A 24,787-nucleotide genomic window follows, 5' to 3' on the forward strand; every position below is an offset into this window, starting at 1 on the left:
GCACCTCCATTGCCGCCCTGACCTGCGCATCCGTGTGCTCATGTGGTTTCGGCCCGCCCGGTGGGCGGCACAGGATACTGCATGATCAGAAAATCGATGTACGGCATGGGAATTCTGTCCGGATTCCAGTCGTTGTTTCCAACGGATGCAGGGCACCCGGGAGGGTGTCGCGACCTACTCAGTTCAGCAAGGGAGCTCGCATGGCAACCCGTGCCGTCGCCCGTCGTACCGCCCCCGGCGCCTCGGACGCCTCCGGCGGGACGAAAGCGGCAAACAGCGTTCGCGCCGTAGGCGGGGAGATCGCCGACCGCGACCTGGTCGGCATGTACCTCGACGAGATCGCGCGTACGCCTCTGCTCGACGCCGCCAAGGAGGTCGAGCTGTCCCAGACCATCGAGGCCGGTGTGTACGCACGGCGGATCCTCGACGGGGAGGTGGAGAGCGAGGCGGCGGAGGACGCTTCACGTGAAGAGCTCGAAGCGCTGGCCAGGGCGGCCGAGCGCGCCAAGGACGTCTTCATCCGCTCGAACCTCCGCCTGGTGGTGGCCGTGGCGCGCCGCTACCCGCGCAGTGGTCTGCCCCTCCTGGACCTGATCCAGGAAGGCAACGCGGGCCTGGTGCGCGCGGTGGAGAAGTTCGACTACGCCAAGGGATTCAAGTTCTCCACCTATGCCACGTGGTGGATCCGCCAGGCCATCACGCGCTCCATAGCGGACCAGTCCCGGACGATCCGGCTGCCCGTCCACCTCGTGGAGGAGCTCGGCAGGATCCGGCGTGTGCAGCGCGAGTTCAACCGTGAGCACGGCCGGGACCCGGAGCCCGCCGAGGTGGCCGCCGAGCTCGGGTCGAACCCGGAGCGGGTGAACGACGTCCTGGACTGGGCCCGCGACCCGGTCAGCCTGAACATGTCGGTGGACGACGACGGCGACACCCAGTTCGGTGATCTTCTGGAGGACACCTCCGCCGTCTCACCCGAGCAGTCCGTCCTCACCCTGCTGCGCAGCGAGGAGCTGGAAGACCTGATCGGCAAGCTCGACCAGCGCACGGCCTCGATCATCCGGATGCGGTACGGCATCGAGGACGGCCGTGAGCGGACGCTCACCGAGGTCGGCAAGGAGCACGGCCTGACGCGGGAGCGCATCAGGCAGATCGAGAAGCACGCGCTGTTGGAGCTGAAGAAGATGGCCCGCGATACGGGTTTTGACGCGGCGGCGTGAGGGAGCCGCGAAGCCGGAAAGGCGGCGCCCCCACGCCGCCGTCCGGCGTGAGTCGGTGAGCCTCGGTGCTGAGCCCCCGCACTGAGCCTCCGCACTGAGTCCCGGCGCTCTTGGGGGGACCTCGACAGATCCGTCGAGTCCCCAAGAGTGCCGGGGCATTTCGTGGCCGCCGGCTGTCGCCGGCTGCCGTCGGCCGCTGGTCGCCGACCGCTTGCTGATGCCCGGGTCAGGATGCCCCGGTTTCGATTCCGGTTCCGGTTCCGGTGCCACGGACCCAATTCCGATGCCCGGTCGTGTCCGTCTTGCTGCCCGGATCTGTTTACTTTCCAGAAAGCTGGGCGTAATGTGTCGCCGAAACCACAGGTTCGGGCACGGAACGGACACAAAGCCACATGTACGCACCGGAGCGCCAGCAGGAGATCCTGCGGCTCGCCCGCGAGAGCGGCCGGGTCGATGTTCTCTCGTTGGCAGAGGAGTTCCAGGTCACCGCCGAGACCGTACGGCGTGACCTCAAGGCCCTGGACCGGGCCGGGCTCGTACGGCGGGTGCACGGCGGCGCCATTCCGGCCGGGCGGCTCGACTTCGAGCCCGATCTCGCCGAGCGCGAGTCGACGGCCGCCGACGAGAAGGACCGCATCGCTCGCGCGGCGCTCGCGGAGCTGCCCGCGGACGGGAGCGTGATCCTCGACGCGGGCTCGACCGTCGCGCGGCTGGCGGCCGAGCTGCCGCTGGAGTGCGAGCTGACCGTCGTGACGCACGCGCTGCCCGTCGCCGCCCGCCTCGCGGACCATCCCGGCATCGATCTCCACCTGGTCGGCGGCCGGGTACGGCACCGTACGCGCGCGGCCGTCGACGCCTGGGCCCTGCGGGCATACGGGGAGATCCGCGCGGACGTCGCCTTCCTGGGCACCAACGGCTTCTCGCCGGACGCCGGGCTCACCACCCCGGATCTGGCCGAGGCCGCCGTCAAACAGGCCGTCGCCGCGGCAGCCCGGCGGGTCGTCCTGCTCGCGGACTCGGCCAAGCACGGGCAGGAGCACTTCGCACGCTTCGGCTCGCTGGCCGCCGTGGACCTGCTCATCACCGACAGCGGGCTCAGCCCTTCGGACGTCGCGGCGGTCCAGGCCGCGGGCACCGAAGTGCTGTGTGTTTAGGAGTCTCCCCATGCTGCTCACCGTCACTCCGAACCCCAGTCTGGACCGCACCTACGAGATCCCCGCGATCGAGCGAGGGGAGGTGCTCCGGGCCACCGCCGAGCGCATGGACCCCGGAGGCAAGGGCGTCAACGTCTCCCGGGCCGTCGCCGCGGCCGGTCACCGTACCGTCGCCGTACTCCCGCTGGGCGGCGCTCCCGGCGCGCTCGTCGCCGACCTGCTCGCGGGGCAGGGCATCGAGGTCGCGCGAGTACCGGTCGCCGGAGCGACCCGTTCCAACATCGCCCTCGCCGAGCCCGACGGAACCCTGACGAAGATCAACGCGCCGGGGCCCGAGCTGACCGCCGCCGAGTCGGAGTCGCTGCTGTCCACGATCCGCTCCCACGCCGGCTCCGCCGCCTGGATCGCCTGCTGTGGCAGCCTGCCGCGCGGTCTCGGCGCGGACTGGTACGCGGAGCTGGTCGCCCGCGTGCACCGCGCCGGGACCCGGATCGCCCTCGACACCTCGGGGCCTTCCCTGCTGGCCGCTCTCCGCGAGCGGCCCGATGTCGTCAAGCCGAACGCCGAGGAACTCGGCCAGGCGGTCGGCCGCCCCCTGGCGACCGTGGGAGACGCCGTCAAGGCGGCGGAGGAGCTGCGCGGGCAGGGCGCCCTAGCCGTCCTCGCCAGCCTGGGTGCGGACGGGCAACTGCTGGTCTCGGCGGCGGGGACGTACTTCGGCTTCGCCCGGGTCGCCGCCGTACGCAGTAACGTCGGTGCGGGCGACGCGTCGCTGGCCGGCTTCCTGGCGGCGGGCGGGGACGGGGCCGCCGCCCTGGCCGCCGCCGTCGCCCACGGCGCGGCCGCCGTGCAGCTCCCGGGCAGTGTGATGCCGTCCCCGGCGGATCTGGAGCCCTCGGCGGTGACGGTGACCACGGACGTGCCGCTGGACCGTCCACTCACGGAGCCCGTGCCATGAGCCCGAGCCGCGAGCGCCGCTCCACAAGCCCCACGACCACCACCGTCCCCACAGCCACAGCCACAGCCACAGCCACAGCCATGGCCCCACTGAGCCCTCTGAGCCACATGAACCCCATGAGCTGCACGAGTCCCCCGAGCTTTACAAGACCCCTGAGCGCTACGAGTCCTCTCACCTCCCCGAACCTGACCCGCGCGATATGCGAGCAAAGGAGCCCGCGATGAGCGAAATGATCACCGCGGACCTGGTCGACCTCGACCTGGCCGCCGAGACGAAGGAAGCCGCGGCCCGCTCGCTGGCGGAACGGATGGTGGCGCTCGGCCGCGTCACCGACCTGGACGGCTTCCTCGCCGACGTGGCCGCCCGCGAGGCGCAGATGCCGACCGGCCTGGACGGCGGCATCGGGATCCCGCACTGCCGCAGCGCGCATGTCAGCGAGCCGACGCTGGCCTTCGGCCGCTCGTCGCGGGGCATCGATTTCGGTGCCCCGGACGGACCGGCGGACCTGATCTTCCTGATCGCGGCCCCGGCCGGCGCGGACGACGCCCATCTGACGATCCTGTCGTCCTTGGCCCGCCGGCTGATGAACGAGGACTTCACGACGGCCCTGCGCTCGGCGTCGGACCCGACGGCGGCAGCCGCGCTGATACGGGGCGAGGAGGCCACGGCCCCGGGTATGGATACGGCCCCGGCTGCCGACGCCCCGCAGAGCCCCGCCCCCGCCCCGGCCGCGGCGGCTCCGGCGCCGGCCGAGGAGCGCCCGGCCGGGGACGCGCCGGTTTCCCGGGCGGAGCCGTCACCCGCGACGGCGGCCGCTTCCGAGGCCCCCTCGGCCGAGACGGCCTCATCCGCCGCGTCCGCCGCCGAGAACGGCCGGAACAGAGTCTTCCGTATCGTTGCCGTCACCTCGTGCCCCACCGGCATCGCGCACACCTACATGGCCGCCGAGGCCCTGGAGCAGGCAGGCCAGAACGCCGGCGTCGAGCTGACCGTCGAACCGCAGGGCTCCGCCGGCTTCAAGCGGCTCGACCCCGCCGTCATCGCCGCCGCCGACGGCGTGATCTTCGCGCACGACGTACCGGTGCGGGAGAAGGAACGCTTCGCGGGCAAGCCCACCGTCGACGTCGGCGTCAAGGCGGGCATCAACCGGCCCGCGGAGCTGATCGACGAGGTCCGCGGCAAGGCCGAACGCGGTGAGATCACCACCGCCGCCCACGCCGCGCCCCTGGACGACACGGGAGAACCCGGCGAGGGCTACGGCACCAAGCTCCGCAAGTGGCTGATGTCCGGTGTCTCGTACATGGTCCCCTTCGTGGCGGCCGGTGGGCTGCTCATCGCCCTCGGCTTCGCCATCGGCGGCTACACCGTCGACAAGGCTCCTTCCGTCGCCGAGCACTTCGTCTGGACCGACCACACCAGCTGGGCAGCACTGCTGTTCCAGATCGGCGGACTGGCGTTCAGCTTCCTCGTTCCCGTCCTCGCCGGTTACATCGCCTACGGCATGGCCGATCGCCCCGGTCTCGTACCCGGTTTCGTCGGGGGCTCCATCGCCCTCACGATCAACGCGGGCTTCCTCGGCGGTCTGGCCGCCGGCCTGATCGCCGGTGCCACGGTGATGGCCATCCAACGGGTGAACGTGCCCGCCGCCCTGCGCGGGATCATGCCCGTCGTGGTGATCCCGCTGGTCTCCTCGGCCGTCGTCGGCTTCCTGATGTTCCTGGTGGTCGGCAAGCCGATCGCGGAACTCCAGAAGGCCCTCACCGACTGGCTGTCCGGCCTCTCCGGGGCCAATGCGATCATCCTCGGTGTCATCCTCGGGCTGATGATGTGCTTCGACCTCGGCGGCCCGCTGAACAAGGTCGCCTACGCCTTCGCGGTCGGCGGTCTCGCCAATCCCAACGACGGCAGCCTCAAGGTCATGGCCGCCGTGATGGCCGCCGGCATGGTCCCGCCGCTCGCCATGGCCCTGGCCACGACCGTACGGGGCAAGCTGTTCACCCGCACCGAGCGGGAGAACGGCAAGGCCGCCTGGGTGCTCGGCGCCTCGTTCATCACCGAGGGCGCCATCCCCTTCGCCGCCGCCGATCCGTTGCGGGTGATCCCTTCGGCGATGGCGGGCGGCGCGGTCACCGGCGCGCTGTCAATGCTGTTCGAGTGCACACTCCGGGCGCCGCACGGAGGTGTCTTCGTGATCCCGCTGATCGGCAACCCGTTCCTCTACCTGATCGCGATCGTGGCCGGCACCTGTGTCAGCGCCGGGCTCGTCATCGTGCTCAAGGGGGCCCGGAAGACGGGCCGCCCGGAGCAGTCCGGGACGGCGGACCGCCCCGGGGACGACAGCGCCGGGAACGAGGCCAAGGTGCCGGTGGCCGCCTGAACCCACGCCTCACTCCCCGGCTGTACGCCCGCCCACCCCTGACCGGCCGTACGTGCCACCCGCACACCGCCCCACCGTCGTACCCGGCGGACGTCACCGCACCCGCGCGCGGAGCTCCATGGCTTCGCGCGCGGCGCGTTCCGTCAGATACACCTCGCACATGTGGCGGCCGTCCGGCGTCGCCGTGTGCTCCACTTCCCAGAGACTGGTCTCACTACCGTCGATCAACAGGAACGCGTGCTCGTAGAGGGTGAAGCCCGCGTCCTTGCCCTCGATCTCGTACTGGCGGCCGAAGACCTGCGTGATGTGGTGTGCGAACGCCGTGCGCAGCAGCGTCGCGGTGTCCTCGCCCGGCCGGTCGGCGTTCTCCGCCCTGCGCAGTACCCGCCGGGCGTGGTCCGCGGAGTTGTCCGGCGAGTACATCCGGCTCCGTGGAGTCGGTGGCAGTGCCCGCAGCCCTCTCAGCAGCGCGAGATGGGCGTCGATCTCCGCCGTGCGCTCGGACTCCAGCTCCGACAGCAACTCGGCCGCGACGTCGTCCATGGGCGGTTCCTCCCCGGAGGCCGACGCCTCCGGGTCGGCGAAGGAGAGCCGAGGCGCCTCCGGACTGCCGGGACGGCAGAGCCGGGCGGCGGCGAGCCGCACCTCGGATTCGTCACCGTACAGCTCATGCAGCCGCGCGCCGTCCCGACCGGTGTTGTGCACCAGCTCCCACAGGGTCAGCGTGCCGCCGTCGTCGAGGAGATAGGTGTGCCGGTACGTCTCGCGGTGCAGCCCCGCACTGTGGTGCGCGGAACACAGCGAACTGGCGTGCGCCAGCGCACGGTCGAGCCGCTCGACCAGTGCGTCGGGCAGATCGAAGGAGTTGAGTGCCCGACCCAGGAGTCGCGAGAGGTGCGTCTCGGTTGTCTCGTAGGGATCGTTCAAGATGGGTTCTCCAGGCCGTTGCCACATGTCACTTGGTGATTGCATAACGTAGCGCCTAGGGCTGACATCGCGTCCCACGTTTGGGAAAACGAAGGGGGCGTATGGGAAGTTCCTGCACGCCCCCCTTCAACTAAGTGACTACGCCCCTCAGTCGACCCTGTACAGCTCACGGTACGAGGGGAATTCCCCGCCAGGCCCCTGAATACTCTCCGCAGCCTCCACCGCTCGCACGATTGCGCTGGTCACCACCGAAGCACCGGCCCCCAGGACCTCGTTCAACGCGAGAGGATCGCCCTCCGTGAGCGGCCGCCGACCCGTAGCCAGCGCGAAGACCGTGTCTCCGTCGTTGAGCAGATGCACGGGCTGGACAGCGCGTGCGATACCGTCGTGCGCCGTCCCCGCGAGCTTCTGCGCCTGTGCGCGGGACAGTTCGGCGTCGGTGGCGACGACGGCGAGGGTGGTGTTGAGCGGTGCCGGTCCGTTCCGCTCCCGCAACTCGGCCAACCGCCGCCGTGCCGCGTCATGTACTTCGGGCGGCGGGTACGGCGGACGCCCAGTGACGTACCGTCCGTACAACACACCTGTCAGCGGATCCACCGCGGATCCCGCCGCGTTGGCGACGACCAGGGCGGCCACGGTCGCCCCGGAGTCCAGGACCACACTCGCCGTGCCGACCCCGCCCTTGAGCTGTCCGACGAGCGCTCCCGTACCGGCGCCCACCCCGCCTTCCTCGACCGGCGCTCCGTATTCCGTCGCGGCAGCGGCCTCCACCGCGGCGCGTCCGGTCGCGGCGTCCGGCCGGATGCTCCAGTCGCCACCACGCCCGAGGTCGAATATCCCTGCCGCGGGAACCACCGGCACCACCTGCGCCGGATCGGCTCCGACCCGTATGCCACGGCCCCGCTCCTCCAGCCAGGCCATGACACCGGACGCCGCGTCGAGTCCGTAAGCGCTGCCGCCCGTGAGAACCACGGCCTCGATGCGCTGGACGATGTTGCGGGGATCCAGGGCATCGGTCTCCCGAGTGGCCGGACCACCGCCTCGCACGTCCACGGCCGCCACCACTCCGCCCTCCGGAGCGAGCACCACGGTGGCCCCGGTGAGAGCGTGGTCGCCGGCGACCCGCGCGTGCCCCACTCGCAGTCCCATCACATCGGTCAGCGCGTCATTCATCGGCAGCCGTAACCCCCATCGGTCGCACCCGGACGCTCCCAGCCAACACCCCCGCCACCGGCCCCGTCCACCGGCCCACGCCTGTCTTTCCCGGCGCGTCGGACCCCGGTCCGCCCCACTGCCCGACGCGTCCCCCTCGCCCGGCCCACAAACGGACGCCCGGTTCCGGCCCACCCGCCGGGCACCCCCGTACCCTGGAGATATGAGCACCCTCCCCGACCCCGAGTCGCACAGCGAGGAGCGCCCTCGTCCACCCGCGGCGCTGATCTTCGACGATCCGCTGGACCAGCGTTCCTCCGACGACACGGACCGAGGCTGGGGCGAGCGGCCCGCAGGCAGCGGTGACGGCGCCGCCGACCTCGCCCGCTTCCTGGACGAGAAGCCGCCCCACCACATCTGAGCCCCTTCCAGGGCGGTGACGGCGGGCAACGAAGCACCGCGCCGCCGGGAGACCGGCACAGCGACCGATCCCTCCAGGCGCTCCCGGACCGTCCCCGGCCCGGCGGCGGGCACGTTCTGTGCTATCGGGTGCCGGAACCGGGGCTCTGGTCCGGGACCGTGCCGGTACCGGAGTTCCGGCCGGCTCCCTGACCCTGCTGAGCGAGCAGGGCGTCCCTGATCTCCTTCAGCACCTCCAGCTCGCTGACCTCGATGACCTCCTGGACCTCTTCCTTCGCCGCCTGATGCCTGGCCCGCCGGGCGAGGTACTTGGCCATGGGCAGCACCATAAGGAAGTACACGACCGCTGCGGTGATCAAAAAGGTCAGGACCGCGCTCAGTACCGATCCCCACATGATGAGGATGCCCTTGGAGGCCTCTCCCGCAGCGTTGACCTCGCACGGCGACTGCAGGCACGAGCTGTACTGGTTCAGGTCCTGTGTGCCGAACGCGCCGACGACCGGGTTGATGAAGCCCTTCACGACCGAGTTCACCACGTTGGTGAAAGCGGCACCGATCACGACGGCGACCGCCAGGTCGATCACGTTGCCGCGCATCAGGAAGGCTTTGAAGCCCGCCAGCACGCTCTCCTTCTCCTCGCTCACGGGTGAGCCTCTCCTCGCATGGGACGTACGGATGACGAATCGCTCCGCAACCTACGACAGCGCGTGCCCGTGCTGTCCAATCCGCACACGAGGTGAGACGGCCCCGCAGGACGCGGCTCAGCAGCACGCCGACGCGACGCAGAGGTTCGGCCGCACGGTTCAGCACACCGTCACCGCGAGCCGGGACGTCGCACTCGCCCCCGCCAGCTGAGCGGCTGTCGTACGCGGCACACTCAGCACCACCAGCGCCCCACCGTCCATCCCGTCCTCGGCCGCCCGGGGAATCTCGGACACTCGGGCGCCACGGGCCACGACCCGTGCCTCGGACTCCCGATCCGGTGAACCGAGCGAGCCGGGCGAGAGCGGAGGCGCCGCGATCACATCGACACGGTCTCCCCGCCGTAGCAGCCGGACCGTCGCCGCGTCGGCGATACGGACCGGAGCCGACACCAGATCCACCTCCCCGCGCGCCGGATCACGGCCGGGCCGGGCCGTCGCCGCCGCGTCCGGCGACGCCCCCGCTCCCGTGTCGGCGGAGGAACCCGCCCCGGCCGCTCCCACCGCGCCGCCGGCACCCGCCGCGGCCAAGGCGGCGGCCGTCACGGCCAGCCCGGCAGCGGTGGCCCGCCGCTGCCTCAGCACAGCCCGGCGCAGCCGCAGCCGCGAGCCCCGCGAGCGCAGGGGATCGAACGCCGGCACACCGCGCGGCTCGGGCACGGGCGAGCCCGTGGTGGGCGCCGGGACCCGCGTGCGTGGCCGACGAGAAGGAGAAGGGACGTGGGGGAACGAGTGGGACATGGCTACCACCGCCTGCCGTGAGGAACTTTCGCGATCGCTCCTCACGATCCACCACCGGCCGCGATCTCGCCGGGGCCTGTGGATGAGCGGGCGATTGTGGACAACTCCGCCACCCGCCCGAGTGGTTCAGCCTCGATCCGGGACTTTTCCTCGATCGCCGGGCATGACCGTCGCGGCGGCCGGGCAGCTCAGGATCGGGCAGCTCGTCACGGAACGTGAGAGCCATGGAGCGGGCGGCGACGAGCGGCGAGCCGTCCGCGGGCGGTCCGTCACGAACCGCCCGCGCGTGCGGGCCGGGAGCCGGCCGAGCGACAGGATCGCGGTGCGGCGGGGGAAGGCCCCGCCGACCACTTGGTGGTTACGGCAGCTCCAGCCCGGTGTCCAACCCGTCCAGCGCGTGCGAGCAGAGACAGTCACGCGCGTCGTTCGTCTGAAGCCCGCCCACCGCGTCGAACAGGACGGTGCGCAGCCGATCCACATTGGAGGAGAAGACCTTGAGGACTTCGTCATGAGAAACGCCCTCGCCCGTCTCCGCGCCCGCGTCCAGATCGGTCACGAGCGTCAGGGACGTGTAGCAAAGACCCAGCTCGCGGGCCAGCGCGGCTTCGGGGTGCCCGGTCATCCCGACCACCGACCATCCCATCGCCGCATGCCACCGGGATTCCGCCCGCGTCGAGAACCGGGGCCCCTCGACGACGACCAGCGTCCCACCGTCCACGGGCTCCCAGCCCCGCCCGCGGGCCGCGGTGAGTGCCGCCTCGCGCCCCTTCGGGCAGTAGGGGTCGGCGAGCGAGATGTGTATGACATTCGACGCGCTGCCGTCGGGCAGTGGCACTCCGTCGTAATACGTCTGCGCGCGTGCCTTCGTGCGGTCCACCAACTGATCGGGCACGAGCAGGGTGCCGGGTCCGTACTCCGGCCGCAGGCCACCCACCGCGCAGGGGCCCAGAACCTGCCGAACCCCCACGGAGCGCAGCGCCCACAGGTTGGCCCGGTAGTTGATGCGGTGCGGCGCGACACCGTGCGAGCGTCCGTGCCGGGGCAGGAACGCCACCTGGCGGCCCGCGAGTTCACCGAGGAAGAGCGCGTCACTGGGAGGCCCGTACGGGGTCTCCACATGGAGCTCTGTCACATCCTCCAGAAAGGAGTAGAAGCCCGAGCCGCCGATCACACCGATCTCCGCGTTAGCCATCCGGCCACAGTAGCCGCACGGCAACGGGCCCCGTCCGAGGACCCTGAATCACGCCGAGGACCCCGGCCGCGGCACGGGGTCCCGGAGGATGAGCGTCAGGCCCTGCTCAGGCGGCCGAGGAACTGCTGGAGCCCGTCGACGAGCCGGAAGAGCTGGAGCTCGCGGCGGATCCGGAGTCCGACGAGGAGGCCGTGGCCGCCGCCGTCGTCTTGGACTCGGACGACGGCTTCGCCCCCGAACCGTTGCCGGTCGAGGCCGGTGCGCTGCCCGAGGACGAGCCACGGCTGTCGTTGCGGTAGAAACCGGAGCCCTTGAAGACAATGCCGACTGCCGAGAAGACCTTCTTCAGCCGTCCCTGACATTGGGGGCACACGGTCAGGGCGTCATCGGTGAACTTCTGCACCGCCTCGAGGCCCTCGCCGCACTCGGTGCACTGGTACTGATAGGTCGGCACTTGCTCCTCCTGGCACTCTCACTCGATGAGTGCTAACGACGCTCCATAGTGACGTATTCCGCGCGATCAGTCCACTGTCACCGGCGCGCGGTGACCCAGCCCACGCGCGGAGACCTGGCCCGCGGACTTCGGGAGCAGTCGGGAACGCAGTGCGAACAGCGTGATCAGAGCGAGGATCGTGCCCACGAGCGGCACGGTGAATCCGGCACTGGCGCCATAGGCGTCCGCCAGCCCTCCGGCAGCCGTGACCGCCGCGGCCTGCCCGAGTGCGACCGAACCGGTCAGCCAGGTGAAGGCCTCGGTACGGGACGTAACGGGGGCCAACGACTCGACAAGGGTGTAGCCCGAGATCAGAGCCGGCGCGATGCAGAGCCCGACCAGAAGTCCCAGTGCGGCGACCAGCGGCACCGAGTGCAACGCCCACAGAACGGAGGAAGTCAGTGCCAGACCCGTGTATCCGGCCAGCAGCCTGCGGCGCGGCCCGGTCTTCCAGGCCACCGCCCCGCACACGATCCCGGCGAGCATGTTGCCGCCCGCGAATATGCCGTACAACACCCCGTTGACGCCGGGGGAGCCGATCTCCGCGGCGAACGCGGTGAGGGACACCTGCATTCCGCCGAAGACCGAACCGATCCCGAGGAAGGCCACGGCCAGTACGCGCACGCCCGGCACCGCCAGGGCGGATGCGCGACGACCGGCCGGGGCGTCGGTCCCAGCGCCGGCAGCGCCCGTGGTGGGGCGCCCGGGGGCGGGCTGGGTGGCCCGCTGGGCGGCGAAGAGCAGGCCGCCGACCAGCGTGAGCGCGGCCTCGGCGACCAGCCCGGCCGCCGGGTGCACACCGGTGCACAGGGCGGTCACGAGCACGGGTCCGATGACGAAGGTGAACTCGTCGGTCACGGACTCGAAGGCGGCCGCCGTGGGCAGCAGCGCGCGGGCCGAAGCGTCTCGGTCCCGGGCGCCGGGCCCCGGGCCGGTCCTGGCCCGGGGGCCCGGGCCAGGACCGCGCTCGGCCGACGGAGCCCGTCCGGAGCCGGTCAGCAGGGCGACCCAGCGCGACCGGACCATGGGGCCGATCTGAGGGGTGGAGACGCCGGTGGGTACCGCCGCGGCGAACAGTGCCCACAGGGGCGCCTCCGCCAGAGCCAGGATGATCAGCGTCGCCACGGAGAACGCGTGCAGCAGGACGCCCGGGACCAGGACGGCGCGTTGTCCGAAACGGTCCGCGAGCTTGCCGCCCTGCGGCGCGAACAGGGCCATCGAGACGCCGGTGACAGCGGCGACGGCCCCCGCGCTGCCGTAGGAGCCGGTGGTGTGCTGGACCAGCAGGACGATGCCGATCGTCAGCATCGCGAACGGCTGACGGGCGGCGAAGCCGGGCAGCAGGAAAGTCCAGGCCCGGGGTGTCCGCAGCAGTCGCCCGTAGCCGGGCCTGGGCGCCGCGGTGTCGTCGGTCTCCGGGGAACCGCCGGCGTTCCGGGTGGTGGTGTCGACCGTGTTGTCGGACACGGCCCTTGCCTTTCCGCCGCCTGGTAGCGCGCCCCGAGAGTCACGGGGACGGCCGAGAGCTGTCCTCTTGCGCGGAACTGCGGTAGATACCAGGGCCCACTACGGGAAGCGCCACGGCCGCCATACGGTCGCGCCAGCACTGCGTCAGGCGGAGTCGGTCGATCAGTTGCGCCTTCATCGTACAGACCCGCCTCGCCCACCACCTGGGAACGGCCAGGTGGTGACCGCGTGCACCTTCGATTGCGAATGGATCTCAGGAGAGGAGCGCTGTGCCGGAGACAAAGGCAACCTGTGCGGACAAGCCCCACCGCATCGGGATGACCTATGCGGGGATGACCCATGCGGAGACAGCTCGTCCCGGGACGGCTGGTGCCGGGAAGGGCCGTGTGCCGGGGAGAGCGGGAGGCGATTCAGCCGGACCGCCCGCCCGCCTTCGCGCCGGGGTCCCGGTCGTTGTCGGTGTCCATGACTGGGCCGTCCGCCAGGCCCCTGTCACCTCCGGGTCTGCTCCGGCCCGCGGGGTTCCGGCCGCTCCCATGGCCCTTGGCCGGGCGAGGGTTCTTCGCGGCAGAGGGGCCGCTCTCTCCGGTGCCCAGCCAGCCGGCCAGCTTGCCGCCCTGTCCGACGGCCCGCAGGCGGCGTTCCACCGCGTCCCGTACCGGATCGGTCGCCACCACCAACAGCTCGTCGCCCCGCCGCAGCATCGTCGCCGGCTGTGGCACGAAGCTCTTCCCGTCGCGTACGACGAGCGTCACGGCCGCACCCGCGGGCAGCCGCAGCTCCGCGATCTCCACGCCGTGCATCTTCGACTCCTCGGGGATCGCCACGGAGAGGAGGTGGCCGCGCAGCCGCTCCAGCGGTGCCGACTCGATGCCGAGATCGGCGGCCTCGGCCCGGTCACCGAGCTGGAGCGCCTTCGCCAGCCAGGGCAGCGTCGGCCCCTGCACCAGTGTGTAGACGACGACCAGGATGAAGACGATGTTGAAGATCCGGAGGCTGCCCTGTACGTGCGTCACCATCGGGATGGTGGCCAGGATGATGGGCACCGCGCCGCGCAGCCCCGCCCAGGACATCAGGGCCTGCTCCTGCCACGGGATACGGAACGGCAGCAGGCTGATCAGCACGGACAAGGGCCGTGCCACCACGGTCAGCACCAGTCCCACGATCAGCGCGGGGAGTACGTCGTCGCCCAGTTCGTGCGGCGTCACCAGCAGTCCGAGCAGGACGAACATGCCGATCTGCGCGATCCAGCCCAGCCCCTCGGCGAAGCCGCGGTTCGCGGGCGCGTGCGGCAGTTTGGAGTTGCCGAGGACCATCGAGGCCAGGTAGACCGCGAGGAAGCCGCTGCCGTGCGCCGTGGCGCCGATCGCGTACGCGCACACGGCGATGGCCATCACGGCGATCGGGTACAGCCCGGAAGCGGGCAGGGCCACATGCCGCAGCCCGTAGGCGCCCGCCCATCCGACCGCCAGCCCGACGCAGGCGCCGATGGCCAGTTCGAGCATGATCGTGCCGATCAGTACGTACCAGTGGTCCACGGGGCCCGCCGCGGAGAGGGCGACCACCATGATCACCACAGGAGCGTCGTTGAAGCCCGACTCGGCCTCCAGCGCACCGGTCACCCTCGACGGGAGCGGCACCCGGCGCAGCACGGAGAAGACGGCCGCGGCGTCCGTGGAGGAGACGACCGCGCCGATGATCAACGCCTGGCGCCATTCCAGGCCGACCAGATAGTGCGCGGCGGTCGCCGTCACCCCCACGCTGACGCCGACGCCGACGGTCGACAGCGCGGCGGCCGCGGGCAGTGCGGGCTTGACCTCCTTCCATTTCGTACCGAGACCGCCCTCGGCGAGAATGACCACCAGGGCGGCATAGCCGATCACCTGGGTCAGGGCGGCACTGTCGAACTTGACGTGGAAGAGGCCGTCCTGGCCTATGACGACGCCGATTCCCAGATAGAGCAGCAGACTGGGGAGCCCGCTCCGGGAGGAGATCCGTACGGCCGCGACCGCGATCAGCAGCACGAGTGAGCTGATGAGCAGGAGTTGATTGAGCTCGTGGACAGTCAGCGGCCGGTCCTTCCCCTCGCGTGTGCCGACATCTGGCAAGCGCCGGATCGTTCCTCCGACAATCGGCACGTCGTTTCGCCGTTACTTCGTTACCTTACCTAATCTTTAACGTTTTCTTGATGTCTTCGATCGCCAGTGCGAGGAAGGATGTAACGCTTTGTCTGGATAGAGAATTAAATCCCCTGCGTAGTCCTCGAATTCACCTGTGGCCGCCCGGGCTCACCCAGGACAATGGCGGCGAAATGACTGCCGGAAGCCTGTGGCGACCGCCCGATCGGCGGCGAACCCCGCTGCGAGCACCCGGGTGAATCCCCGTATGACCCGTCGTGTGACCGTTCGGTCAGTCGCACTAGATGACACCGCGTCGGGAGCGGGGAAGCGCTGCGCCTATGGTTGCTCCAGCATTTCCAGGACCACCCTGCCCCTCGAAGGACAGCGATGCCCGCCAATACAGCCCCCCCTTCCGGCAAAAAGAAGGGGCGACGCGCCCGTCTGATCGTGATCGTCCTGGTGCTGGCGCTCGTCGCGGGTGTCGGCTATGGCACGTACTGGAGTGTGAGCACGGTCCGTGCCTCATTCCCCCAGACCACGGGCTCGGTCGAGCTCAAGGGCCTCTCGGGGCCGGTGGACATCAGACGTGACAGCTACGGCGTCCCGCAGATCTACGCGAACAGTGACGAGGACCTCTTCCGCGCCCAGGGCTTCGTCCAGGCTCAGGACCGCTTCTACGAGATGGACGTCCGGCGTCACATGACCGCCGGTCGGCTCTCCGAGATGTTCGGCGCGGGCCAGGTCAAGACCGACACCTTCCTGCGCACGCTGGACTGGCGAGGCGTGGCGCAGAAGGAATACGACACCCAGCTGTCGGCGGAGACCAAGAAGAACCTCCAGGCGTACGCGGACGGCGTCAACGCCTACCTCGAGGGACGGAACAGCGCGGACATCTCGGTGGAGTACGCCGCGCTGAACCTCACCAACGGCTACAAGCCCGCGAAGTGGAGCCCCGTCGACTCGGTGGCCTGGCTCAAGGCGATGGCGTGGGACCTGCGCGGCAACATGCAGGACGAGATAGACCGCTCCCTGCTGACCAGTCGGCTCAGCGAGAAGCAGATCGACTCCCTTTACCCGTCGTACCCGTACGACCGCAACAAGCCGATCGTCTCGGAGGGCGGGATAGACCCCGTCACCGGCAAGTACGACCCCGGGGCCGAGCCGGGTGACGTGACGGGCGGCAACAGCACGGGCGGCACGGGCAGCGGTACGGGCACCGGGCCCGGCACAGGCACCGGGCTCGGCAGCGGCACGGGCGCGGGCGTCGGTACGGGGAGCAACGCCTCCGACGGCGTGTCCGGTGCCACACAAACCTTCAACACCCAGCTCGGTGCCCTCTCCAGCACCCTCGACGAGATCCCCGCGCTCCTGGGGCCGAGCGGCAGCGGCATCGGCTCCAACTCCTGGGTCGTCTCCGGCGACTACACGACCACCGGCAAACCGCTGCTGGCCAACGATCCGCACCTCGCGCCGCAGCTGCCCTCGCTCTGGTACCAGATGGGTCTGCACTGCCGCAGCGTCTCGGAGCAGTGCCAGTACGACGTGGCCGGCTACACCTTCTCCGGGACGCCCGGCGTGATCATCGGTCACAACAAGGACATCGCCTGGGGCTTCACCAACCTCGGCGCCGACGTCACCGACCTGTACCTGGAGAAGGTCGACGGCGACTCGTACCTGTACGGGGACGAGAAGAAGCGCTTCAAGACCCGCGAGGAGACCATCAAGGTCGCGGGCGGCGCCAGCAGGAAGATCACCGTGCGCTCCACCGACCACGGTCCCGTGGTCTCCGACCGCAACGCGGAGCTGGCCAAGGTCGGCGAGAAGGCCCCCGTGGGGGACGTGGCCCCCGACCGCGGCGACGGTTACGCCGTCTCCCTGCAGTGGACGGCGCTCCAGCCGGGCAAGTCCATGGAGGCGATCTTCGATCTCAACAAGGCCAAGGACTTCGAGCAGTTCCGCCAGGCGGCCCGGAACTTCGAGGTCCCCTCGCAGAACCTGATCTACGCCGACACCAAGGGCCACATCGGCTACCAGGCACCCGGCAGGATCCCGGTCCGTTCCGAAGGCTTCGACGGCAGGACACCGGCCCCCGGCTGGGACCCGAAGTACAAGTGGAACGGTTACATCCCCTTTGACGAGCTGCCGTACGAGTACGACCCGGAGCGCGGCTACATCGTCACGGCCAACCAGGCGGTGGTCGACTCCGAGAAGTACCCGTACCCGCTCACCGAGGACTGGGGCTACGGCGCCCGCAGCCAGCGCATCAACGACCTCATCGAGTCGAAGATCAAGGACGGCGGAAAGATCTCGACCGACGACATGCAGACCATGCAGATGGACAACAGCAGCGAGATCGCCAAGCTGCTGATGCCCTACCTGCTCAAGATCGATGTCTCGGACCCCTCGGTCCGCGAGGCGCAGAAGCTCCTCGAAGGCTGGGACTACACCCAGGAACCGGACTCGGGGGCGGCCGCCTACTTCAACGCCGTCTGGCGCAACGTGCTCAAGCTCGCCTTCGGTGAGAAGCTCCCCAAGGAAGTGCGGGTCAAGGGCGAGTGCGTCAATGTCCCGCCGCCGACGGGAGCGGGCCCGGTGGACGATCCCGGCAAGCTGGTGCGCGAGTGCGGCCAGCGCGTGCCGTCCCAGGCGCAGCCGGACGGCGGGGACCGCTGGTACGAGGTCGTACGCGGCATCGTCAAGGACCAGGACAACGAATGGTGGAGTTCCCCGGCCAAGCGCAACGAGCCCGAGACCAAGACCCGTGACGAGCTGTTCGCGCGCGCCATGGAGGACGCCCGCTGGGAGCTGACCGCCAAGCTCGGCAAGGACGTCTCCACCTGGAGCTGGGGCCGGCTGCACCAGATGACCCTGAAGAGCCCGACCCTCGGCACCAGCGGCCCCGAGATCCTCCGGCGGATACTCAACCGCGGCCCGTGGAACCTGGGCGGCGGCGAGGCCGCGGTCAACGCGACGGGCTGGAACGCGGCGGGCGGATACCACGTCGTCTGGGTCCCGTCCATGCGGATGGTCGTCAACGTCGGGGACTGGGACAAGTCCCGCTGGATCAATCTGACCGGCGCGTCGGGACACGTGTTCAGCGCGCACTACACCGATCAGACGGACAAGTGGGCCAAGGGCGAGCTGTTGGACTGGTCGTACTCCGTGACGGCGGTGGAGCGCCGTACGACCGACAAGCTGACCCTGAAGCCCCAGGCGGGTAGGTGACCCCCGCCAGAGGCGAGCAGGGCGCCCCAGGGCGCCCGCCCCGGACCGCGTCGCCCCTCGGGCCGGCGCGGTCCGCCCGTCGTGGGCCGTCGCGGAGGCGGCGTCAGACGGGGCGGAAACGCCTGATGCCCGCCGGGGTGATCACCGCGTGTACGGGACGGTCGTGCGGCTCGTCCGGGACGCGCGGGACCACCTCGTTCCCGTACAGCAGGACGGCCAGCGCGGGCTCGGTGCCGGCCGTCGTCAGCCGGCCGAGGACCCGGTCGTACGAGCCGCCGCCGCGCCCCAGCCGCATCCCGCGCAGGTCCACGGCGAGCCCCGGCAGCAGCACGGCCTCCGCCTCCAGGACGGCGTCCGGGCCGAGTCGGGGGCCGTCCGGCTCCAACAGGCCGCGGCCCGCGCGGACCAGGCGTCCGGCCCCTTCGTATGACGCCCAGTCGAGGTCGTTGTCCGCCATCAGGACGGGCAGCAGGACCCGAGTGTCCCGTGCGAGCAGGACATCGAGCAGGACGCGCGTGCCGGGCTCGCGGCCCACCGAGACATACGCGGCGACGGTGCGGGCGCGCGCCAGTTCCGGCAGTTCCAGCGCGCGGCGCGCCAGAACCTCCGCGGTCTTCCGTACGTCTTCGTCCGAGAGCAGGCCGCGCGCCGCGAGAAGTTCACGGCGCAGCTCGGCCTTTCCGGTCATGTCTTGGCCCATCAGGTCATCACAAACCCCTCTTTAGCGGTCGTATGAGGAGAAAGTTAACCGGATCATCATCTTCCGCCCATACGCACCGGTTAGGCTCCTTCACATGACTCACTCGCCCTTCAGGATCAGCAAGGCTGTCATCCCCGCCGCCGGCCTCGGCACCCGGTTCCTGCCCGCCACCAAGGCCACTCCCAAAGAGATGTTGCCGGTCGTGGACAAGCCCGCGATCCAGTACGTGGTCGAGGAGGCGGTGGCCGCGGGGCTCTCCGACGTCCTCATGGTCACAGGCCGCAACAAGCGCCCTCTCGAGGACCACTTCGACCGGAACTACGAGCTGGAAGAGGCCCTCACGCGCAAGGGGGACACCGAGCGCCTCGCGAAGGTCCAGGAGTCCAGCGACCTCGCCACCATGCACTACGTGCGCCAGGGCGACCCCAGGGGCCTCGGCCACGCCGTGCTGTGCGCCGCTCCGCACGTGGGTGACCAGCCCTTCGCCGTCCTGCTCGGCGACGACCTGATCGACCCGCGGGATCCGCTGCTGTCCCGCATGGTCGAGGTCCAGGAGCGCGAGGGGGGCAGCGTCGTCGCGCTGATGGAGGTCGATCCGGCGCAGATCCACCTCTACGGCTGTGCCGCCGTGGAGCCCACCCGCGACGCCGACGTGGTCAAGGTGCGCGACCTGGTCGAGAAGCCGGATTCCGCCGACGCCCCCAGCAGTTACGCGATCATCGGACGGTATGTCCTCGACCCGGCTGTCTTCGGGATACTGCGTGAGACCGCTCCCGGGCGCGGTGGTGAGATCCAGCTCACCGACGCCCTCCAGCAGCTCTCCGCGAACGAGGACATCGGCGGCCCGGTCCACGGCGTCGTCTTCAAGGGGCGCCGCTATGACACCGGTGACCGGGGCGACTACCTGCGTGCCATTGTCAGACTGGCATGCGAACGTGAAGACCTGGGCCCGGACTTCCGGACCTGGCTGCGCTCGTACGTCAGCGAGGAGATGTAGCACTTGAACGACAGGGCGGAATCGGCACCGGGACCGGACCCGGAGCAGGCCGGACGCGGGCCGACGGGCTACGGCTCGGGGAGCTTCGGTCCGACGGGGGCCGGCCCGGTGCACTCGGGCCCGGCGGGCCCGGCGGGAACCGGTCCGACGGAACCGGAGCCGTCGGCGGGACCGGAGTCGGACGGGTCGGGAGCGACCGGCGCACAGCCCGCCGCGGGAGCGGTGCCGGACAGTGATTCCGGGGCGGGAGCCGGCACGGCGGCCGCCACGGCACAGGGTGCGGGCCCGGTCGGGCCCGGGCGGCTCTGGTCCGTGGACGAGCACCTCGCCGACATCCTCGCCTCCGTCCACCCGCTCGAACCCATCGAGCTGCAACTGCCCGACGCCCAGGGCTGCGTGCTCGTCGAGGACGTCACCGTGCCGGTCGCCCTCCCGCCGTTCGACAACAGCTCCATGGACGGCTACGCGGTCCGTACGGCCGACGTCTCCGGAGCCACGGCGGAGTTCCCGGCCGTGCTGACCGTCATCGGGGACGTCGCGGCCGGCAGCGGTGCCCTGCCCGAGGTAGGTCCGGGTGAGGCCGCCCGCATCATGACCGGCGCCCCGCTGCCTCCCGGGGCCGAGGCCGTCGTCCCGGTGGAGTGGACCGACGGCGGCTCGGGCGGCGGCGCGGCCACCATGATGCACCCGGCCGCGGCCGCCGGCCGGGACGGTGCGAGCGGCGAGGTCCGGGTCTTCCGCTCGGCCGAGGCCCGCGCCCACGTCCGCCCCCGCGGCAGCGACGTACAGGCCGGTGACCTCGCCCTGAAGGCGGGTACGGTCCTGGGGCCGCCCCAGATCGGCCTGCTGGCCGCCATCGGGCGCGGCAGGGTCCGGGTCCGCCCCCGCCCGCGCGTGGTCGTGCTCTCCACCGGCAGCGAACTGGTCCAGCCGGACGAGCAACTGAACGACGGACAGATCTACGACTCGAACAGCTTCGCGCTCACGGCCGCGGCCCGTGAGGCGGGCGCCATCGCCTACCGCGTGGGAGCCGTCACCGACGACGCCGAGACGCTGCGCGCCACCATCGAGGACCAGCTGATCCGCGCCGACATGGTCGTCACCACGGGCGGTGTCAGCGTCGGAGCGTACGACGTCGTCAAGGAAGCCCTTTCGTCCGTCGGCGACGAGGACGAGCCGGGCAGCGGCATCGACTTCCGTACGCTCGCGATGCAGCCGGGAAAGCCGCAGGGCTTCGGTTCGATCGGGCCGGAGCACACCCCGTTGCTGGCGCTGCCCGGCAATCCGGTCTCTTCGTACGTCTCCTTCGAGTTGTTCGTCCGGCCGGCCATCCGGGCCCTGATGGGCCGTACGGACCTGCACCGGCCGATCGTCCGCGCCAGGATCGAGGCGGAGCGGCCGCTCTCCTCGCCGGCCGGCCGCCGTCAGTTCCTGCGGGCCACCTACGACGAGGAGACGGGCACCGTCGCCCCGGTGGGCGGCGCCGGCTCCCACCTGGTCGCCGCCCTCGCGCAGGCCGACGCGCTGATCATCGTCCCCGAAAACACCGTCTCGGTCGAGCCCGGCGCGGAGGTGGACGTGATCCTGATCGGCTGATCACTGTTCGGTGGCGGTACGGTGGCTCCCCAACAGGCCCCGTAGGGCCCGGACCGGGAGTACCGCGGCAATGACTGTGTTTTCCCGGGGGGACAGCACCCCCGGCCCCTCTGAGCAGGACAGCCGACAGGATCGGCAGGACAGCCGGCAGGCCGGCCTCACGCATCTCGACGAGTCGGGTGCGGCCCGGATGGTCGACGTCTCCGCCAAGGAGGTCACGGCCCGCACCGCCCGCGCCAGTGGGCGGGTGCTGGTCTCCTCACGGGTGGTGGAACTGCTCCGGGGCGGGGGAGTGCCCAAGGGCGACGCCCTCGCCACGGCCCGGATCGCCGGCATCATGGGCGCCAAGCGGACCCCGGAACTGATCCCGCTGTGCCATCCGCTCGCGCTCTCCGGCGTGACCGTCGACCTCACGGTCGCGGACGACGCGGTGGAGATCACCGCGACGGTACGGACCACGGACCGTACGGGGGTCGAGATGGAGGCCATGACCGCCGTCTCGGTGGCCGCGCTGACCGTCGTGGACATGATCAAGGCGGTCGACAAGGGTGCCGTGATCGCGGACGTACGGGTGGAGGAGAAGGCGGGCGGCAAGTCGGGCCACTGGACCCGGCCCGGGGCCGCCGGGCCTCCCGGCACAGCCCACTCTCCCGGTGCCGCCCCCGCGGACGGGGGCGCGGCATGAGCACCCCGGCAAGACATGGGCAGGAGGGCGCCTCCTCGGACAGCGGCGCCCCCGGCGCCCCCGAGCACGGAGCTTCGACGGCCCACGGCCCCGCTTCCCACGGCCCCGATTCCCACGGCCCCGCTCCTCGTGGCGTCGCGGCGGCCGGGGCCGACCCGTCCCCGTACCGCGCACTGGTGGTCACCGCCTCGAACCGCGCCGCCGCCGGCGTGTATCCCGACAAAGGCGGTCCGATTCTCGCCGACGGGCTGACGGCGCTCGGCTTCCAGGTCGACGGCCCACGCGTGGTCCCCGACGGAGATCCGGTCGCGCGCGCCCTTCACGAAGGCGTGGCCGCCGCGTACGACGTGATCGTGACCACCGGCGGTACGGGCCTCTCACCGACGGACCGCACCCCGGAGGCCACCCGGCCCCTGTTCGACCGGGAGGTTCCGGGCATCGCCGAGGCGATCCGCGCCGAAGGCGGGCCGACGGTCCCCACCGCCGCGCTCTCCCGGGGCCTCGCCGGCATCGCGGACCGGACCCTGATCGTGAACCTGCCGGGTTCCACCGGCGGGGTACGGGACGGTCTCGCCGTACTGGGCCGGCTGCTGGTCCACGCGGTGGACCAGATCCACGGAGGCGACCACCCCCGCCCCGCGGAGCCCTCGGAGGCGCCGGCCGAGAGCCAGGACCCGCCCGGTGGATCCCGTCCACCTCGTACGGCGCTCCCGTCCGCCCCCGACGCCTCCCTTTCCGCCGCTCCGTCTCCCCGTACCTCCGAATGAACCCGGCCTGGCCCGTGACCCTGACGGACGGCGATGTCGTCCTCCGTCCCATAAGGCTGCGCGACCAGCGGGCGTGGCGTGAGGTGAACCGCCGCAACCGCGACTGGCTGCGCCCCTGGGAGGCGACCATTCCGCCGCCGCCCCCCGGTGGCCCGGCCGCCCAGCGCCCCACTTACCGCCAGATGGTCCGCCACTTGCGCGCCGAGGCCAACGCGGGCCGGATGCTGCCCTTCGTCGTCGAATACCAGGGACGGCTGGTCGGCCAGCTGACCGTCGCGGGGATCACCTGGGGGTCGATGTGCTCGGGGCACGTCGGCTACTGGGTGGATCGCGGGGTGGCGGGCCGCGGTGTGATGCCCACCGCGGTCGCGATGGCCGTCGACCACTGCTTCCGGATGGTCGGGCTGCACCGGGTCGAGGTCTGCATCCGCCCGGAGAACGCCCCCAGTCTGCGGGTGGTGGAGAAACTGGGCTTCCGTGAGGAGGGGCTGCGTCCGCGCTATCTGCATATCGACGGAGCGTGGCGGGATCATCGCGTTTTCGTGCTCACGGCCGAGGAGGTACCGGACGGGCTCCTCAACCGCTGGCGCCGGGCACGACCAGGAACAACCAGGAAATAAAATATGTGTTCGATAATGGCCACAGTATGAGCATCATCTGATCTGAACAATCACAAAAAAGGTCCGTGATATCAGCCAGATCGTGCGACACACCGGTCCAATTGGCGGATGCCCTCGTGCAAACCCCTCTACGGTGTGAACTGTGAGCAGCAGCGGCCTCATCTACGCAGTCATCGTCGGGGCCTGGGCCGCCTACTTGGTGCCGATGTGGCTCCGCAGGCAGGACGAACTCAACGAGGCGCGTCCGACGGAACGCTTCAGCACCGCCATCCGGCTGCTGTCCGGACGGGCGGGCATGGAGCGTCGTTACGCCAAGGAGCTTCAGGAACGCACCGCCGGAGAGGCGGGGCCCGACGGGGTGCCGGACGGTCACACGGAGTCCATGAGCTCCGTCGACGTCCGGGCCTTCGCCGCGCCTCCGGCCCTCACGGAAGCCCGGATGGAGATCCGCGCGGACGTTCCGGCCCCGCCCAGGCCCCTGGCATCCCGCCCCGCCCCGGCGCAGCACGTACCGGCGTCCCAGCGGCACGCGCCCTCGGCGGAGCGCCCCGCGCCGCAGTCCGCGAGACCCGCGGCCGAACGCGCCCGGCGCGCGCAGCGCTCCCAGGTCCTGGCCCGCCGCAGACGTACCACCGTGATGCTCTTCGTCGCGTTCACGCTCGGCGCGGTCGTCGCGGCCGTCGGCGGACTCGCCTTCCTCTGGGCACCGGCGGTCCCGGCCGTTCTCCTCAGTACGTACATCGTTCATCTGCGCCGCCAGGAGCGCCGCCGGTTCGCCTTCACCATGGACCGGCGGCGCGCCGAGGCGGCCGCCCGACGGCTGCGTGAGAGCCGTCCCCGTCGGTCGCACCCGCCCACCGCCGGGACGGCCGCCGAAACCGATGAGGAGCCCGATCCCCACCCCGGTCCGGAACCCGCCCCCGCGCTCTCCCCGCAGGAAGCGGGCCGCCGCGCGCTGGTCGAACAGACCGACCACGCGGAGTGGGTGGACCAGCAGCGCGAGCGCGGCCCCGTCCAAGGCGACAGCTGGGAGCCGGTCCCCGTCCCGCTGCCCACCTACGTCACCGCCCCGGTCGCCCCACGCGCGAGCAGCGGTGTGGAGGTCGGCGACCCGGAGACCTGGAGCGCGGCCCGCTCCTCGCCGGCGGAACCGGTCGCGGACACCCCGTCACCTCCCCCGGCCCCCGCCCCGCGCCGCCCGCGCGACCGAGGCAGGACGCCGCTCTTCGACCAGTACGACGAAGACGACCGCCCCCGCGCCGCCAACGAGTGACCCTG

21 protein-coding genes are annotated in these 24,787 nt (G+C 71.0%); 12 read left to right on the top strand and 9 right to left on the bottom strand.

Annotated elements, in window-relative coordinates; genetic code table 11:
* The first annotated feature begins 200 nt into the window (after window positions 1-200).
* The 4 genes from ACU6P3_RS19775 to ACU6P3_RS19790 all read left to right on the top strand — a co-directional run bounded on the left by ACU6P3_RS19775 (window position 201) and on the right by ACU6P3_RS19790 (window position 5,706).
* Window positions 201-1,217, top strand: coding sequence for a sigma-70 family RNA polymerase sigma factor (locus ACU6P3_RS19775; RefSeq protein WP_030750890.1), 1,017 nt, complete (start codon window positions 201-203; stop codon window positions 1,215-1,217).
* 392 nt (window positions 1,218-1,609) lie between these two features.
* Window positions 1,610-2,371, top strand: coding sequence for a DeoR/GlpR family DNA-binding transcription regulator (locus ACU6P3_RS19780; RefSeq protein WP_447193457.1), 762 nt, complete (start codon window positions 1,610-1,612; stop codon window positions 2,369-2,371).
* A 10-nt stretch (window positions 2,372-2,381) separates the two neighbouring features.
* Window positions 2,382-3,329, top strand: a complete 948-nt coding sequence (gene pfkB / locus ACU6P3_RS19785) for a 1-phosphofructokinase (protein ID WP_447193458.1) — start codon at window positions 2,382-2,384, stop codon at window positions 3,327-3,329.
* Between the two features lie 220 nt (window positions 3,330-3,549).
* Window positions 3,550-5,706 (top strand): PTS fructose transporter subunit IIABC, encoded by a 2,157-nt coding sequence (locus tag ACU6P3_RS19790; protein ID WP_447193459.1) that lies wholly within the window; start codon window positions 3,550-3,552, stop codon window positions 5,704-5,706.
* 93 nt (window positions 5,707-5,799) lie between these two features.
* Here ACU6P3_RS19790 and ACU6P3_RS19795 read toward each other — a convergent pair whose 3' ends face one another.
* Both ACU6P3_RS19795 and ACU6P3_RS19800 read right to left on the bottom strand, forming a co-directional pair.
* Window positions 5,800-6,633: a DUF6227 family protein gene (locus ACU6P3_RS19795; protein ID WP_447193460.1), complete on the bottom strand. Its 834-nt coding sequence runs from the start codon at window positions 6,631-6,633 to the stop codon at window positions 5,800-5,802.
* Between the two features lie 147 nt (window positions 6,634-6,780).
* Window positions 6,781-7,806 (bottom strand): P1 family peptidase, encoded by a 1,026-nt coding sequence (locus ACU6P3_RS19800; protein ID WP_447193461.1) that lies wholly within the window; start codon window positions 7,804-7,806, stop codon window positions 6,781-6,783.
* A gap of 202 nt (window positions 7,807-8,008) precedes the next feature.
* On the opposite strand from ACU6P3_RS19800, the gene ACU6P3_RS19805 reads away from it, so the two are divergent.
* Complete coding sequence (locus tag ACU6P3_RS19805; RefSeq protein ID WP_447193462.1) at window positions 8,009-8,206, top strand: hypothetical protein; 198 nt, start codon at window positions 8,009-8,011, stop codon at window positions 8,204-8,206.
* A 121-nt stretch (window positions 8,207-8,327) separates the two neighbouring features.
* Here the strand turns inward: ACU6P3_RS19805 and mscL are convergent, their stop codons facing one another.
* The 6 genes from mscL to ACU6P3_RS19835 all read right to left on the bottom strand — a co-directional run bounded on the left by mscL (window position 8,328) and on the right by ACU6P3_RS19835 (window position 14,907).
* Window positions 8,328-8,849, bottom strand: coding sequence for a large conductance mechanosensitive channel protein MscL (gene mscL, locus ACU6P3_RS19810; RefSeq protein ID WP_447193463.1), 522 nt, complete (start codon window positions 8,847-8,849; stop codon window positions 8,328-8,330).
* 159 nt (window positions 8,850-9,008) lie between these two features.
* Window positions 9,009-9,647, bottom strand: coding sequence for a hypothetical protein (locus ACU6P3_RS19815; protein ID WP_447193464.1), 639 nt, complete (start codon window positions 9,645-9,647; stop codon window positions 9,009-9,011).
* Between the two features lie 358 nt (window positions 9,648-10,005).
* Window positions 10,006-10,839 carry an S-methyl-5'-thioadenosine phosphorylase gene (locus ACU6P3_RS19820; protein ID WP_352084401.1) on the bottom strand — a complete coding sequence of 278 codons (834 nt, stop codon included), beginning with the start codon at window positions 10,837-10,839 and terminating at the stop codon, window positions 10,006-10,008.
* 106 nt (window positions 10,840-10,945) lie between these two features.
* A complete protein-coding gene (locus tag ACU6P3_RS19825) occupies window positions 10,946-11,293 on the bottom strand; it encodes an FmdB family zinc ribbon protein (protein ID WP_030750915.1) in 348 nt (115 codons plus the stop codon).
* A 66-nt stretch (window positions 11,294-11,359) separates the two neighbouring features.
* Window positions 11,360-12,706, bottom strand: coding sequence for an MFS transporter (locus ACU6P3_RS19830; RefSeq protein ID WP_447197969.1), 1,347 nt, complete (start codon window positions 12,704-12,706; stop codon window positions 11,360-11,362).
* 503 nt (window positions 12,707-13,209) lie between these two features.
* Window positions 13,210-14,907: a potassium/proton antiporter gene (locus ACU6P3_RS19835; RefSeq protein ID WP_447193465.1), complete on the bottom strand. Its 1,698-nt coding sequence runs from the start codon at window positions 14,905-14,907 to the stop codon at window positions 13,210-13,212.
* A gap of 399 nt (window positions 14,908-15,306) precedes the next feature.
* On the opposite strand from ACU6P3_RS19835, the gene ACU6P3_RS19840 reads away from it, so the two are divergent.
* Window positions 15,307-18,144 carry a penicillin acylase family protein gene (locus tag ACU6P3_RS19840; protein WP_447193466.1) on the top strand — a complete coding sequence of 946 codons (2,838 nt, stop codon included), beginning with the start codon at window positions 15,307-15,309 and terminating at the stop codon, window positions 18,142-18,144.
* A 103-nt stretch (window positions 18,145-18,247) separates the two neighbouring features.
* Here the strand turns inward: ACU6P3_RS19840 and ACU6P3_RS19845 are convergent, their stop codons facing one another.
* On the bottom strand, window positions 18,248-18,844 hold the full coding sequence (locus tag ACU6P3_RS19845) for a 5-formyltetrahydrofolate cyclo-ligase (RefSeq protein ID WP_447193467.1): 597 nt from the start codon (window positions 18,842-18,844) through the stop codon (window positions 18,248-18,250).
* Between the two features lie 94 nt (window positions 18,845-18,938).
* Between ACU6P3_RS19845 and galU the strand changes: the two genes are divergently transcribed.
* The 6 genes from galU to sepX all read left to right on the top strand — a co-directional run bounded on the left by galU (window position 18,939) and on the right by sepX (window position 24,782).
* A complete protein-coding gene (galU, locus tag ACU6P3_RS19850; protein ID WP_030750930.1) occupies window positions 18,939-19,841 on the top strand; it encodes a UTP--glucose-1-phosphate uridylyltransferase GalU in 903 nt (300 codons plus the stop codon).
* Between the two features lie 312 nt (window positions 19,842-20,153).
* Window positions 20,154-21,437, top strand: coding sequence for a molybdotransferase-like divisome protein Glp (gene glp / locus ACU6P3_RS19855; RefSeq protein ID WP_447197970.1), 1,284 nt, complete (start codon window positions 20,154-20,156; stop codon window positions 21,435-21,437).
* A 70-nt stretch (window positions 21,438-21,507) separates the two neighbouring features.
* The gene (gene moaC, locus ACU6P3_RS19860) at window positions 21,508-22,122 is read left to right on the top strand and encodes a cyclic pyranopterin monophosphate synthase MoaC (protein ID WP_447193468.1); all 615 of its coding nucleotides are present in this window, start codon (window positions 21,508-21,510) and stop codon (window positions 22,120-22,122) included.
* Window positions 22,119-22,889: a MogA/MoaB family molybdenum cofactor biosynthesis protein gene (locus ACU6P3_RS19865; RefSeq protein WP_447193469.1), complete on the top strand. Its 771-nt coding sequence runs from the start codon at window positions 22,119-22,121 to the stop codon at window positions 22,887-22,889. The genes moaC and ACU6P3_RS19865 overlap by 4 nt, the downstream gene beginning before the upstream one ends.
* A gap of 14 nt (window positions 22,890-22,903) precedes the next feature.
* Entirely contained in the window at window positions 22,904-23,509 is a 606-nt protein-coding gene (locus tag ACU6P3_RS19870) for a GNAT family N-acetyltransferase (protein WP_037803927.1), read from the top strand.
* 142 nt (window positions 23,510-23,651) lie between these two features.
* On the top strand, window positions 23,652-24,782 hold the full coding sequence (gene sepX, locus ACU6P3_RS19875) for a divisome protein SepX/GlpR (RefSeq protein ID WP_447193470.1): 1,131 nt from the start codon (window positions 23,652-23,654) through the stop codon (window positions 24,780-24,782).
* Window positions 24,783-24,787 lie beyond the last annotated feature (5 nt).

The sequence above is a fragment of the Streptomyces hebeiensis genome (genome assembly GCF_052983195.1).

What these genes read in the sequence shown, in the direction of transcription:
- ACU6P3_RS19775 (WP_030750890.1), top strand. Translation starts at nt 201, where the DNA reads ATGGCAACCCGTGCCGTCGCCCGTCGTACCGCCCCCGGCGCCTCGGAC.
- ACU6P3_RS19780 (WP_447193457.1), top strand. Translation starts at nt 1,610, where the DNA reads ATGTACGCACCGGAGCGCCAGCAGGAGATCCTGCGGCTCGCCCGCGAG.
- pfkB (WP_447193458.1), top strand. Translation starts at nt 2,382, where the DNA reads ATGCTGCTCACCGTCACTCCGAACCCCAGTCTGGACCGCACCTACGAG.
- ACU6P3_RS19790 (WP_447193459.1), top strand. Translation starts at nt 3,550, where the DNA reads ATGAGCGAAATGATCACCGCGGACCTGGTCGACCTCGACCTGGCCGCC.
- ACU6P3_RS19800 (WP_447193461.1), bottom strand. Translation starts at nt 7,806, where the DNA reads ATGAATGACGCGCTGACCGATGTGATGGGACTGCGAGTGGGGCACGCG.
- ACU6P3_RS19805 (WP_447193462.1), top strand. Translation starts at nt 8,009, where the DNA reads ATGAGCACCCTCCCCGACCCCGAGTCGCACAGCGAGGAGCGCCCTCGT.
- ACU6P3_RS19815 (WP_447193464.1), bottom strand. Translation starts at nt 9,647, where the DNA reads ATGTCCCACTCGTTCCCCCACGTCCCTTCTCCTTCTCGTCGGCCACGC.
- ACU6P3_RS19820 (WP_352084401.1), bottom strand. Translation starts at nt 10,839, where the DNA reads ATGGCTAACGCGGAGATCGGTGTGATCGGCGGCTCGGGCTTCTACTCC.
- ACU6P3_RS19840 (WP_447193466.1), top strand. Translation starts at nt 15,307, where the DNA reads ATGCCCGCCAATACAGCCCCCCCTTCCGGCAAAAAGAAGGGGCGACGC.
- ACU6P3_RS19845 (WP_447193467.1), bottom strand. Translation starts at nt 18,844, where the DNA reads ATGGGCCAAGACATGACCGGAAAGGCCGAGCTGCGCCGTGAACTTCTC.
- galU (WP_030750930.1), top strand. Translation starts at nt 18,939, where the DNA reads ATGACTCACTCGCCCTTCAGGATCAGCAAGGCTGTCATCCCCGCCGCC.
- moaC (WP_447193468.1), top strand. Translation starts at nt 21,508, where the DNA reads ATGACTGTGTTTTCCCGGGGGGACAGCACCCCCGGCCCCTCTGAGCAG.
- ACU6P3_RS19865 (WP_447193469.1), top strand. Translation starts at nt 22,119, where the DNA reads ATGAGCACCCCGGCAAGACATGGGCAGGAGGGCGCCTCCTCGGACAGC.